The organism is Candidatus Methanodesulfokora washburnensis (assembly GCF_003947435.1).
GTDB classification, from domain to species: Archaea; Korarchaeota; Korarchaeia; order Korarchaeales; family Korarchaeaceae; genus Methanodesulfokora; species Methanodesulfokora washburnensis.
This window is the reverse complement of sequence record NZ_RCOS01000163.1, coordinates 1-12,481: the sequence shown is the minus strand read 5'-3', so window position 1 is coordinate 12,481 and position 12,481 is coordinate 1. Positions and strand designations below refer to the sequence as shown.

Genomic DNA, 12,481 nt, shown 5'->3' with positions numbered 1-12,481 from the left:
CTATTCTCTCCACATAAATCTCCCATTCTCTTACCATTCTTGCCCTCTCAATCATCACATCTATGTATTTCTCCATTTTAACACCTCCTCTGCTGCATTCAGAAGTTCCTCTGCCTCCTCCTTTGTAAATTCTCTCGAAAGATATCTTGATGAGATATAGGAGTCTTCCATCAGCCTGAAGATTTTCTTTCTCTCTTTAAAAAATTTCCCCATGTCCTTGTATTTCTGAATACTTTGAGAAGAAGATCTAATAAAAGATATATAAGTTTCCTTGAGCACTCTGGAGAGAGCTCTTAAGGTTTTCTCCCTGTCATCGGTGATCGAGAGGATGGTTTGTGGAAAAGGTTAAATAGAAGCCTGCTGCTATGGGTAAATTGTTAGAGTATACCTCTCAATGCAAAGAGGATTGAAAGTCAGAACTCTTACTTCATCGATGTGAGGCATCTATTCTGCTATCCCCAAAGTTATTTAATGTTGAGGAGATCGGGATATCGCATCAATGGAGCTGAGTTTCATCCAACTTTTTCTCTAATGAAAATTCTCAGGCATCTTTTTAAATGTCGAAGCTGCAAGCGGAATCCCATATCTGAAGCCAAACGCAAAGAAGAGGAGCTCTATTTTATTATCCCCACCTTCCTCTCCATAAAGTCAGTAGTAGAGAGGGGGAGATAGAAAGCCCCAGCTATTGGAAGTCCATAAAAAATATGCTCAAAGGGGATATTAATCCCTGCAATATAAGGAATTACAAATATAACAATTCCACCAAACGCAAAAGGCAGGAATCCAAGCCAGAAACCCCAATCAGTGTATTCATGCCAATCAGGATAACGTTTTCTGCTTTCCTTGATCCAAAAAAGAATTTTCTCAGGCAGTTTTGAGGTCAATTTGTCGTAGAGCTTTTTTATCACATATGCTGGAGGAAGACCGACAGCCATGAGGCCGAAACCGAGGAAGAACCAGTGAGCGTAGACTATTACGAGTGCAACAGGCTCGGCAGGCTCAATTCCTATTGCTTCGATCCAGTATATTATGATCAAAATAACGAGATAAACCGGTATTTCGATTAGAGCAGATCTCATCCGGTCTCAATTTAGCTAAGGTATTAATAAATTTTTATGATCATAGTGTTAATGAGAAACCCCTATTTCCGAATATAAAGGTATTTTCTTCAATAATCGAGCATTTAACAGGCTAACATAATGGCAATCATCATGACAGTGGTAACTAAAATAACGATAATCAGGAAGACAATTCCGGTTCTAGGAATCCTTTTTGGTCCCTTCTTAGCACATAAACTGCATAAACAATACCCCATCCGAAGAATACGGCTAAAAATAACGAATATATCCATAGATTATGCTGGACCAGATCCCATCCAGCGGTCAAAGTCAAGGCAAAGGCAATAATGATCAGGACAACCAAATCAGTTGAGTGAGTAGTCTGTGCACAGCTTCTGCCAGCATCTTGCCAAAGTTTCTTAGTGAAAATAAAGCTGTGCCCATAAATTGCCTAGTAATGTTTAAATAGATTAATTCTTTGGTGATTTACACAGCAGTTAAGTAGGGGAGTTCCTCTTCCTTATTATTCTGAATTTATGTAATGTCACCTCTTTGATGCTTCTAAACGTAAACGGATCCCAAGCGCATTTGCTACGCGCACCTTCTTTACCTATTTTTAAATTTTATTAATTGATAATTGAAGCTACATTTCTCTTATGTATTTAACTTAAGGTTTATATTCTTCCTGTCTTTCTTATTTAAGGGAGAGAATTATGAGAAGGCTCGTCCCATTAATACTTCTGATAATTGTATCTATTTCTGTACTTAGCTTCGGAAAGGCAATTGCTAATAGCAGTGAGACTAGCATCTCCCCAGCACCTCAGGAGAGTAGGAAAATCTGCATACCATTTTCCAGGGAGGAGGAGTCCATTTTCCAGAACTTCTCCAGATTTGAGAGGTATTCCTTTTACAGAGTTAAAAATGCGACAATATATGCGCCTGACAACATAGTGGATCTGTTTTACCTCTCTAAAGCCAAGGAGAGATGGTATAGAGAGGAGATATACAAGACACCGAGGCTTTATGAGCTCTATCTATCCGAGCTCCTCAGAAAGGAGATAAAGGGGGATTTCAGCGATGAGATAAAGAGGGAGATAGAGATAGCGAGAGGGGGAGTTGAATATCAGTATCTCAGGGAGCTTGTCTCCTGGATTGACAGAGGGATGAGCACTGAGGAGATGATAAACCTGACGCTGGAGAAGATGAAGGTAGCAATGGATTTGTTAGTATCCTCAGCTCGATATTATGGGGCTTATCTCATGCTTGATCTAATATCAGAGAATGAAGCTTATTCATTAGAATATTGTAATCCTCCAAAGTATCCACCTCCTGATGGAACATGGTATTATATCTACAACTGGGCTAAGGCTGGCAGGGTTTGGGTGGGCTGCTATTACTCGAGTACACCAGACGCATCAGAAAGACCTGTAAAGGAGTTCTGTACATCGGTATACACTACTGACCTGAATTACTACTGGAATCTCGCCAAATCCGGGTATTGTAAGGAAGAGGGCACGGGTCGCAGTATTCCTGGATATATGATAAACTCAATACAGGTGAAATGGTTTTACTCAGCACAAATAAGTGGTTACACCGGTTTTCATGATCTTATCTGGGAAGGAAACAAGAATGCAAACAGCATATGGTACACTTACAAAACCCCCTATAAGACCACAAACCCTCAGGCTGGATATTATATGTTTCATAATTATGCATATGTACTGCAATGCTGTTATTCTCCCTACGGCTACTGCAACGCGCATTGCACTTGGATGCCAGAATGGCAGAGTTGCTTTGACTGCGATTCAGACGCGACACAGCATTTCATTTCAGGACAACCTTGATACCAATAGGCTACTAATCAGTTGTGAGGTACGCATCATGCCCAACTCAAAGCCTCCTGAGGTTCTTGATTTAGCTAAAAGGTTGAGCGAGGAGGAGAAGAGAGTTATTGAGGAGTTTAAGGAAATGAGGGGATACTACTACCTCGGCTACATGCCCGTGGTTTACAGGATTGAGGTGAATGTTTGACATCAACCTTAGTGGATCTTCGAAGAGAATCTCAGCAGGGATGATGTGTTTGCTTACATATTCTTTGCACATGGAAAGAAGATTAGTGCTGAAGTTTCAGGGAGGCACAAACTGAAGCAGGAATGCATCAAAAGGAAGATGAGCAAGCTCCTTAAGATTGCTACCGTCGATATTAATCCGGAAAATTTTATTATTTCCAGAAAATACTACATATTTTCCATCTGGTGAAAAGGCAAGGCTACGAACAGACATATCTACACCCCCTGTGAAAATCATCTTCTCTTCTTTATTCTCAATATCAATTAGTTTGATCCCAATCTGGAAGGGAGCTGTTATGCATGCTAGAAACTTTCCGTCCGGACTCCAAGCTGGCACTACTCCTACTGTTACAAACAATGTTGTACCAGAGGAATCTACTATATTTATATAAACAATTTTCTCTCTAGGCTCTTCGAACGCCAGATATTTTCCATCAGGAGACCAATTGGGATGAGTGGGGGTTTTAGTCCATTTAACCAAGCTTCCATCTTTCTTCAGAATGTAAAGGGACTTATTCTGCCAAGAATAGGTTGCATTAGTGGAGACAAACACTAGATCCTGCCACGGTGTCCACCATGGACAACAGTTCCATCTCCCCGGTGATACTGTGAATAATACCTTGTTCTCAATTAAGGAAAACACGACTATTTTAGACCCTACTGCTTTTGAGAAGTCCTGAGTGGGCTTTCCCTCGCTATCTATAAGTTCTGTATACGCTATTGTGCCGTTGTGTGTCACTGAGAATCCACCAAAGGCTGGTAAGGGCAATTTTATAATGGTGCCATTGGGAAAGAGAAAGTAGATGTCTTTAGCGTCCCAATTTTGGAAAGCGATGGCTCCTGCCCACCACCGAGAAATGTTCTGGGCTGCAACATTCTTTTCTTTAGTGACATTCTCTGCTTCGGATTTAATGTTCTGAGGATGTTTCTGAGTAACATTTCGAGGGGCTGTGAAATTCTGAGAAGGAGTAACGTTCTGAGAAATGTTCTGAAAAGATTTTTGAGTTGAGATCTGGTACAAGATGACCCCTAGCAAAATAATCAGGATTACTACCAGATTTCTTACTATCCCTCCCATCTCTACCTTCTGCAAATTTTAAGTGGTACTTTTATTATAAGTTTAGCGAAATTGCACCTATTTGTCAGAAAGCTTTTTAGGCAGCAATGTGATTATGAGGGATGAAAATCAGGGTTATTGATGAGGAAGAGAAGCTAATTAGGCAGCCATATCTGCTTCGTCTTGGAGGATGGACGATTGAGCAGTATTTAAGGGAGGCCCCTGAGGACCTCATCTGGGAGTTTGTCAGAGGAGAGGTCATCATGCATTCCCCTGCAACTGCCGAGCATCAGAGGCTTGTGAAGTTTCTGGTCCGGCTTCTGGATGGATACTGTGAGATAAAGGGCTGTGGTGAGGTTTTAACAGGTCCTGCTGCGGTGAGAATATTGCCTGATGTCATCAGGGAGCCCGATATCTTCGTAATAGCTAAGGAGGATGTGCCAAGGGCTAAAGGTGTTCCCCTTGATGTCCTTCCTGTTCTAGTGGTGGAGGTAGTGAGCCCATCCACAAGAACCTTGGATCTCAGAGAGAAGGCAGAGGACTACGCTCTTTCCGGTATTCCAGAGTACTGGGCTGTTGATATGGAGCAAAAAGCTCTTTTTCTGCACAGACTTAAGGGGAAAAAGTATGAGGTAAAGAAAGTTGAGAGGGGAAGGGTGAAGAGCAGTGCCATTCCTGGTTTCTTCATCGAAGTTGACTGGCTCTTCTCTGAGCCTCTTCCACCGGCAGATAAGTGTCTTCAAATGATTTTAAGGGGAGAACTTTAACCATTTCTCTTAAAAAGCTGAAAGAAATGCTAGAAAAGCAGAAAGACAGTAGTACTTTTGGAAGAAGGAAAATTTCACCATTGTTCCAAATATTTTTAAATTGGGCATCCTTTATTGCTTGTGGACAACAAAGAGGAATCTCTCAGGCTACTCAGGGAGGCAAAGGAGGACTTTGAGAGGGCAAGAAGATATTATGAGCTGAAGGATTGGGTTACCGTGGTTCACTACGCGCAACTTGCGATAGAAAAGGCTGCAAAAGCCATTATATCATGTTTTGAGGCATATGAGTGGACGCATGATCCATCAGGGCAGATTGAGAGGCTTGTCAAAAAAGGCCTTCTCGAAAATGAGTTCATGAAAATTGCTGGACATGCTAGAGAGGCAGCTCCTTGGCATGGACGCTCCACCTATGGGGGACTAAGGGGAGGGGTGTGGAGGAGTCCATCCGAGCTTTGCACAGAGGATGTGGCCTCAAATCTCCTTCTTAAATCGGAGGATTCCGTGAGAAAGGCTGAGGAGTTCCTGAGGAGGTTCTGGCATGATGGAAATACTGGATGAGATAAGGAAAATTGCCATGAAAAGGAAAGAGATACTTGCAGCTGGTCTATTTGGATCTCTCGCAAGAGGGAATTACAACGAGAGAAGCGATATAGATGTCTTTGTAATTACGGAGAGGGAGCTAAGCTTGGAGGAGCAGGATAAGCTCTATCATGAGTTCAGTGGACTGATTGAGAGGTTCAAAAGGGATGTAACGGTCCTAGTATATGATATAGAGGGCCTGAAGAAGGTTCCGAGCTGGCAGACCCTGAACCTCATAAGAGATGCAATATTTGCATACGATAGAGGAGGGATAAAGGAAGTTTTCAGGGAGATCCTGAGAAAGGCTGAAGAAAGAGGAATAGTGTACGATGAGAAGGATGGGGTTTTCAAGCTGAGAAGACCGGGAAGAGTCGTATTTTCGCTTTAGTAATTTAAAAGAATTATAGTTCATGAAATCTTGAGAGCCTTGGATGAGTTCTGTTATTTCCCAGCAATTCAATATACTTTCATATATAATATATCTTTTTATTTGGAAAAAGTACAACATCACAATGTCCCTGGTGGAGAAGCTGATGAAGGAGCTTGAAAGTAAGCCTGAGGAAGCAAAAAAGCTTATGGAGAAGATGGCGGAGCTTTACCCTGAGTTCTCATTTTCCTCTCAGGTCAGAAAGCTGGTGGAGCAGATGAGCCTGATGGCGGAGGAGCAGACGAAGATCTGGCAGGAGATAAAGGCGATAAAGGAGGAGCAGACGAAGATCTGGCAGGAGATAAAGGCGATAAAGGAGGAGCAGACGAAGATCTGGCAGGAGATAAAGGCGATGCTTGAGGTCATAAGGAACCTCCAGGCTCAGCAGAGCCGCTTGGAGAAGAGAATGGATCGCATCTATGAGGGACTAAGCGCCTCGATAATGTATGCCTTTGGAGAGCTAAGCAGATATGCAGGCATGACTTTTGAGGAATTTGTCAGGAAGTTCCTCACGGATAGGATGAGAAGGAACAAGGAGATCCCGGCCGACAGAGAGCTGAAGCCTGCTGTTATAGAGGGTGAGGAGATAGATGCATTCCTTGAGGATCCCCTCATAGTTGCTGAGATAACAGCCCATGCAAAATCCCCTGAGGAGATAGAGAAGCTCCTTAGAAAGGCTGAGAAAGTCAGAAAAGCATATGGCAAGGAACCCAGAAAGATTTTGGTAGTTCAGACAGCTGAGAAGGATGTGGCAAAGGAGCTGAAGAGAATAGCTGAACGTGAGGATGTGGAGCTCATAGTGGGAAAAATATTGTGATACTGCGGACACTCGCAGAGGATTTCCTTCTAGTGTTCATCAATCTGTTTCATTTTCTGACACGCATTATCCTTTTAAATGATGAAGCTTCTTACTTTATGATGGAACTTGAGCTGGTGCATGAGGCCTGCGAGAATCTGGTCAAGCAGTTAGGTGATAAGATAGTGGCTGTCTCGCTTTTTGGGAGTATGGCCAGAGGTGAAGCCTCAGATAGGAGTGATTTAGACTTCTTTGTTGTCGTAAGGAACTTCAGGGATAAAGACAGAAGGTTCAAGATATATCACTGTCTGCACAGCGTTGTGAAAAGGGATTTGACAGTTATAGATGCGGATGAGGATAAACTGTTCAGAAATGATCTGGAGATAAACTCACTACTGCTCAACATAATATGGGATTCAATAATACTTTATGACCCATCCGGAAGGCTAAGGGAGCTATTTGAAAGGGTTAAAAATGCTGTAAAGGATAAACTGGAGAGATACAGGACAAGAGATGGAAAATATGGGTGGAAGCCGAGGACAAAGGAGTTCAAGGCAATAGAGTTATAAAAATGATAGATCCATCTGAAGTGAATTACAGGATGAAGCTCTGCTTGAAATATCTGGAGAGGTGCGCGCTATGGTATTGGATGAAAAATCAGAGCTGCTAGTGCAAAGCATGTCACGGCAAACACCAGTCCAACTACTATAAAAAGCCCAAACATCGCAAGCAGGCTGAGGAAAAAGGCTCTCAATGGATGCTTGTCCGCACCGAACTTTAGCATAAACCTAGCAAATATGTTTGCTCCGATTATCACAGCTGCTTTATCCAGTGCCGAGGCTTCGTACATCCCAGTCCTCTCCATCAATCTGTCATACCAGAGGAGAGTTGTGCGGTCATCTATCCTCCTCAACATCTCCTCGATGTCGGACATTCACTCCCCCGCTTTTTACCAGTATACCCGATAAAAATGTTATGGTAACATTTTTCAGTTTGAGCTTATGCATGAAATTCAGTTCCACAGTGGAACTAAGTTCCGCACCGGAACTAATTAAAAATTCACATTTCAGTTGATAATTCCAGTATTTTGTATAATTTATGGAAGCCTCTATGATTAAGAAGAGATCTCAAGAAAGTTGTTAACTATGCACATGCATTGCAAGTAATTCCCCTAAATGACGGAGGAACTCCTCGATAGATCGCTTTTCTAGCGGCTCGATTTTTCCATCGATATGCTTGTGATCTGGATATGTAGGCAACTCTTGATGATGCGGTCTGTTATCCCACCATTCCTCATAACCAGTCATTCTGAAATAGTACCCATACGCTATCACAGTTTCCCTATATATGTATTCTCTTATTATAGCTATAGCATTTTTATACTCAATAACTATTCTAATATTTAGATATTCTTTCTCGTCCTCCAGGAAATGCTCTATAACTTCTACTACGGGTTTATGCTCACCAAGAATTTCCCTCACTAATTTAAGTACTTCAGCAAGTCTGGACAAATTTTAGCCCCTAGAGAGAAGCTGAAAAGCCCTCTCCCTATCCTTTAAGAGGGACTCACGTCTGTCCTTTAGATAGCAGTACTCAGCCCAAGCGAGATCTATTTCTGGGTTATCTATTCCTCTTTTAAAGAAGTTTTCAAGCTCCTTCCATGAGCTCAAGCCGAATTTCTCGGCAATTGCTGTTAATCTGACCTCTGTTTTTGCCAGCTCTAGGTCAATGCTTCTGATGAGCTCCTCCAGCCCTCTTCGAACGAGATCAGCTTCCATGCTTTTCAATCCTCTTCATACCAAGATTTCAATAAAAAGTTTTTAGTTTAAACTTTTGTTATAAAATTCGATTTTTTTCCTCCTCTTTATCCCCCCTAAGCTCCCTCGGAGTGGAACATTAATCATTGATTTAAACTATTCTTTAACAAAGCCTTAAGAATGATGTGATTGCGAAGGAGAAACGTTATTGTCATGTTAGATACAGTTCTTCCACAACTAGATGCTACTTTACATCTCCAAAATCTGCTGATGAATCTACAGTGCCTTCAGCTTCCTCAAAAGCTCAAGAACATCCTCTCTGTGGGCCTCAAAGTTGAGTTCTGTGAGAAAGTTATGATAGTAATTTGCATGCAATCTTTCAGCACTTGCAAAAAGCCTTCCAAGAGGCTCTTTAAGCTCTTCAGAAATCCTCTCAACGATATCTGCATAGTCCCTGTGGCTGTAATGTGGCCATCCTTTTTTCTCAGCGATCGCATTAAGCAGAGCTGCGACAGCACCCCAGTACTTCTCTCCAGACTGGGACAGATCCTTTCTTTTGTACAGTTCCTCTGCTTCGCTGAGATATTTCTCATAAAGCTTTAGATACACCTCCACTCTGGTCTTGGGGTCCAGAAGATTGACCATGCTATCGATAGCAACGTCAACAATATCCTTGCCCAGTGCCCTAGCCCTGCTCTCCAGAGCTCTGTAGATCTCCTCTGGAAGCTCGATGACGGCCGGCATAATAAGAGCTCCCGGAACACCCTTATAAAGATGAAATGTTAGTCAGTGTAGAAATTATGCAATGTATGCACTCTTATATTTCCTGATCAGGGAATAGAGGATGATCAGGAAGATTATTGTGGCCATGAGACCACCTTCCGCACAAGATGAGGCAAGCCTATAGGCATTTTCAAATCTATCTAGGCAATCAATAGTCTCATTGAGGTAATATGAGGCAAATGGGAGGAATCGTAGTAGGATATCAATGTGAGCAGCTGAGACATTGTTTAGGGAATCTGAAGCGTTGAGAATGGAAGCTTGAATACCCTCTAGATTTCCCTCTTTTGTGTATCTGGCGGTGTCAGAAAGGTATCTGGAGATATTAGCCAGATATCTATCAGCATTCGCTAAATGTGTTTCTGTATCTTTTATATATGTAAAAGTAGCTCTGGCAAGATCTCCGACCAGCCCCTTGTATTTCTCAGCTGTGCTCATAGCATCTAAGTAGCCTCCCACGCATCCTAGGATCGCAAGAAGGTAGACAATTGAGATCAGGATTATGATTATTGAATATCTCCTTTTAGGAGAGATCTTTATTTCTCCTGTCAAGCCTGCAACAACTGCCACAATACCTACTGCCATTAAGATCAGGGAAAAGAACATCACAAGAGATAGCAGGTACCAATCCCAGAACCCAAGTATGCTAAGCATTGCACCACATTCTCTCGCCGGACTACCGAAAAAAAAGATAGCCAAGAACCCCGAGAGCAGATCTGCAGAAACTGTTCGCCTCGCTATATCTGAAGTAAGCTTTTAATACGGGCATCATCGGAGTAAGAAACCCCAAAATTAGCAGGATCATCCCGAGCATGACAAGCTTCTTGCTCATATAGCATATTTCCAACAGATAAATAAAAAGTTATAGTGATAAAGATCGCAGGAATACTAATTGCAGATATCGATCATTGATTGCAAGGGTTAGAGCTAATGCACTCTATTTCAGATTAGCTGAGAGCTGAGAACCCCAGAAAAATATATATTAGGACACTACATATTTTCTTATGAGCTTGATGAAGATTGCCACCGGAGCAGGCATGGCTGTCATTATTTTACTCGCCATACTGGTTATATACATAACAACCAAGCCTTCTCTCATTGTTAAATCCATCGAAGTGACGGATATCGTGACGTCTAAAATTGAGGGGCCATTCTGGGTGAGCCATTGTCCTGGCATAAAAATCTTCTTTAAGACTGATAAATATCCAGTTAAATTCTATCTTCTGACGTCAGAGGGAAAAGTGATAGACTCATATAAGGCGGAGCTTCCGGAGGAAGTTGCATATCTAGCCATTAATGAGATCTGCGAGAACATAGTGGGCCCGAAAAAGTATGTGGTGAAGGCGTTCATCGATGATGAGGAGGTGCTCAGGAGGGAGATCAATGTAAAAGGGGTGAGCGGAAGCATAAGGATATTGAATACAAGCATATCGGTAATAACGCATATGCTGGGAAATATAAAGGAGAAAGAGCCGAAGATAGATAAGATCTTGATCGAGGTGGAGAACACAGGCGATGTCCCATTGTATCTCGCCTGTCCCCTATTCAATCCTGTGGTACTTAGTGTGGATGGTAATCCCCTCTTCTTTACGCCATCAAAGGAGGCCATAATGCCCGGAAGTAGGGAGAGAGTCGAGCTATCCATATTTGGTGGGGTAGATCCAGATGAGAGGCATGTATTTACGATTTCCGTCTCAGGCATTGAGAATGCTCCTTACATAACTGAGCCCCTGAGACCGGAGGTGAGGATAGACGAGGTGAAATTGGGGTATGAGAACTTCTCCAGAAGCTGGTTCATGGAGAACATCACGATAACGATCAGAAACACAGAGGCATACCCAATAGGGCTCCATCATCTCGAGATGTATGCCAATGATAAGTTCTTTTTACCATTCGTACGCGGATTCGTGAATCCAGGGGAGGAGAAAACTGTGACGGTAGGAGGTACCTTTTATGTAAAGGAAAAGCCCTCTGAAATCAAGATTAAGCTCTACGGAACTGAAGTTGTGTACAGAATATCCGAAGGCTGAAAGCCTTAGAAAAACCTTCCGGAATCCCCTCATCCTTATTGTGAGCTCTTAATAAGCTACATCCTCTCCAGAGATATGAAATCTCCTGTAAAATGAGGAGAGCCTGTCACAATCAACAGAAAGCCCATTAACAGACTGTCGATTTATTGCAAAATTTATATAAGGGAAACAGGTTATGTCAAGATATGTCTACATCGGTCTATATTCCTGAGAGGCTTGTTGAGGAGATCAATAGGAGAGGGTTAGGTTTAGTGGATCTCATAACCTCTATGCTTGAGATAGATCCCAAGACTGTTGTTGAAGCCCGTGTTGAGCTTGCAGAAAAATACCTTAAGGAGGCTTCGATCGGAGAAAAGCTGCCAGTCAGCCCCTTTTCTTTCTTATAGATTACTATATCAGCATCCTAAAATTGTTAAAACCTTTGTGGGAGCTTCTTAAGCGATCCTTAATCCTCTGAGGTGCTCTCTTCCTATTTCCTCTGTAATTTTCTAGAATCACACATCCTAGAGATGTCCAATTATTTTGTCCATTCCTCGATTTTGCCTCTTATTTTTTCAAGAAGTGCAGCATTTAGCTTGATGTTCTCGGGAGCAACTTTATTGTACAGATCAAAGAAGTTGAATGGATGTTTTACGAGCCCTATTATTTCTTCTCTGCTGACATTGCTGTTGTCCATTATGCCAACCATCCTTCCAGACAGGAAGTGCCCGGCTGGAATACCATACCCTGATGTATCCATAGAGAGGGAGTTAAAAAGAGCCTTGATATCCTCAATAGGTTCATGATGTTCACAAATCCATTCTAATAATTGTTCTGTAGTCTTTATTAACTGCGGCATTTCTTCTTCAAGTCTCTTTATTCTCTCCATTCTATTTTCCACACCGGGCAATAATTTAAGACGAGAAAGCGAAAAATACCAGTTTGCCAGACCCTCTGTCACAAAGTAGGTGAAGATTTCAGCCAGCATGCGGGCATGTTCATCAGAGCTTTTCAAGGCTTTCAGCTTCTGGTTTCTATCCAGCCAATAGAATGCTCCAGCGTGATGAAATTCATGAGCAAGCCCCTTTAACAATTCTTCAGTGAATTCTTCCTGAAGTATGCTCAGAAAAACCTTTCCGGGACGAATCATCCCTTGATTAAAGGGATCGACTGTGAGGTAAA

18 protein-coding genes are annotated in these 12,481 nt (G+C 42.2%); 9 read left to right on the top strand and 9 right to left on the bottom strand.

Annotation, left to right across the window (positions count from 1 at the left end; all coding sequences use genetic code 11):
* Positions 1–60: 60 nt before the first annotated feature.
* A complete protein-coding gene (locus tag D6D85_RS14190; RefSeq protein WP_272914448.1) occupies positions 61–321 on the bottom strand; it encodes a HEPN domain-containing protein in 261 nt (86 codons plus the stop codon).
* A gap of 293 nt (positions 322–614) precedes the next feature.
* On the bottom strand, positions 615–1,079 hold the full coding sequence (locus D6D85_RS14185; RefSeq protein ID WP_125672693.1) for a hypothetical protein: 465 nt from the start codon (positions 1,077–1,079) through the stop codon (positions 615–617).
* A 692-nt stretch (positions 1,080–1,771) separates the two neighbouring features.
* On the opposite strand from D6D85_RS14185, the gene D6D85_RS14180 reads away from it, so the two are divergent.
* Both D6D85_RS14180 and D6D85_RS16570 read left to right on the top strand, forming a co-directional pair.
* Complete coding sequence (locus D6D85_RS14180; protein ID WP_125672692.1) at positions 1,772–2,902, top strand: hypothetical protein; 1,131 nt, start codon at positions 1,772–1,774, stop codon at positions 2,900–2,902.
* Between the two features lie 37 nt (positions 2,903–2,939).
* Positions 2,940–3,089, top strand: coding sequence for a hypothetical protein (locus D6D85_RS16570; RefSeq protein WP_161969907.1), 150 nt, complete (start codon positions 2,940–2,942; stop codon positions 3,087–3,089).
* Between the two features lie 96 nt (positions 3,090–3,185).
* Here D6D85_RS16570 and D6D85_RS14175 read toward each other — a convergent pair whose 3' ends face one another.
* Positions 3,186–4,205: a TolB family protein gene (locus D6D85_RS14175; protein ID WP_153184018.1), complete on the bottom strand. Its 1,020-nt coding sequence runs from the start codon at positions 4,203–4,205 to the stop codon at positions 3,186–3,188.
* A 101-nt stretch (positions 4,206–4,306) separates the two neighbouring features.
* Between D6D85_RS14175 and D6D85_RS14170 the strand changes: the two genes are divergently transcribed.
* The 5 genes from D6D85_RS14170 to D6D85_RS14150 all read left to right on the top strand — a co-directional run bounded on the left by D6D85_RS14170 (position 4,307) and on the right by D6D85_RS14150 (position 7,322).
* Positions 4,307–4,951, top strand: coding sequence for a Uma2 family endonuclease (locus D6D85_RS14170; protein ID WP_125672690.1), 645 nt, complete (start codon positions 4,307–4,309; stop codon positions 4,949–4,951).
* Between the two features lie 120 nt (positions 4,952–5,071).
* Positions 5,072–5,509, top strand: coding sequence for a HEPN domain-containing protein (locus tag D6D85_RS14165; protein ID WP_161969906.1), 438 nt, complete (start codon positions 5,072–5,074; stop codon positions 5,507–5,509).
* Entirely contained in the window at positions 5,490–5,918 is a 429-nt protein-coding gene (locus D6D85_RS14160) for a nucleotidyltransferase domain-containing protein (protein WP_125672688.1), read from the top strand. The genes D6D85_RS14165 and D6D85_RS14160 overlap by 20 nt, the downstream gene beginning before the upstream one ends.
* Positions 5,919–6,042: 124 nt before the next feature.
* A complete protein-coding gene (locus D6D85_RS14155) occupies positions 6,043–6,774 on the top strand; it encodes a hypothetical protein (RefSeq protein WP_125672687.1) in 732 nt (243 codons plus the stop codon).
* Between the two features lie 101 nt (positions 6,775–6,875).
* Entirely contained in the window at positions 6,876–7,322 is a 447-nt protein-coding gene (locus D6D85_RS14150; RefSeq protein ID WP_161969905.1) for a nucleotidyltransferase domain-containing protein, read from the top strand.
* A 68-nt stretch (positions 7,323–7,390) separates the two neighbouring features.
* Here the strand turns inward: D6D85_RS14150 and D6D85_RS14145 are convergent, their stop codons facing one another.
* The 5 genes from D6D85_RS14145 to D6D85_RS14125 all read right to left on the bottom strand — a co-directional run bounded on the left by D6D85_RS14145 (position 7,391) and on the right by D6D85_RS14125 (position 9,944).
* Complete coding sequence (locus D6D85_RS14145; protein WP_125672685.1) at positions 7,391–7,687, bottom strand: hypothetical protein; 297 nt, start codon at positions 7,685–7,687, stop codon at positions 7,391–7,393.
* Positions 7,688–7,892: 205 nt separating this feature from the next.
* Complete coding sequence (locus tag D6D85_RS14140; RefSeq protein ID WP_125672684.1) at positions 7,893–8,264, bottom strand: toxin-antitoxin system TumE family protein; 372 nt, start codon at positions 8,262–8,264, stop codon at positions 7,893–7,895.
* A 3-nt stretch (positions 8,265–8,267) separates the two neighbouring features.
* Positions 8,268–8,531, bottom strand: a complete 264-nt coding sequence (locus D6D85_RS14135) for a hypothetical protein (RefSeq protein ID WP_125672683.1) — start codon at positions 8,529–8,531, stop codon at positions 8,268–8,270.
* Positions 8,532–8,786: 255 nt separating this feature from the next.
* Complete coding sequence (locus D6D85_RS14130; RefSeq protein WP_125672682.1) at positions 8,787–9,254, bottom strand: PaREP1 family protein; 468 nt, start codon at positions 9,252–9,254, stop codon at positions 8,787–8,789.
* 54 nt (positions 9,255–9,308) lie between these two features.
* Positions 9,309–9,944, bottom strand: coding sequence for a hypothetical protein (locus D6D85_RS14125; protein ID WP_125672681.1), 636 nt, complete (start codon positions 9,942–9,944; stop codon positions 9,309–9,311).
* A gap of 350 nt (positions 9,945–10,294) precedes the next feature.
* Between D6D85_RS14125 and D6D85_RS14120 the strand changes: the two genes are divergently transcribed.
* A complete protein-coding gene (locus D6D85_RS14120) occupies positions 10,295–11,320 on the top strand; it encodes a hypothetical protein (protein WP_125672680.1) in 1,026 nt (341 codons plus the stop codon).
* Positions 11,321–11,505: 185 nt separating this feature from the next.
* Positions 11,506–11,706 (top strand): hypothetical protein, encoded by a 201-nt coding sequence (locus D6D85_RS14115; protein ID WP_125672679.1) that lies wholly within the window; start codon positions 11,506–11,508, stop codon positions 11,704–11,706.
* A 131-nt stretch (positions 11,707–11,837) separates the two neighbouring features.
* Here D6D85_RS14115 and D6D85_RS16565 read toward each other — a convergent pair.
* A partial coding sequence (locus tag D6D85_RS16565) for a DUF5700 domain-containing putative Zn-dependent protease (RefSeq protein WP_161969904.1) occupies positions 11,838–12,481 on the bottom strand: 644 nt, incomplete at its 5' end.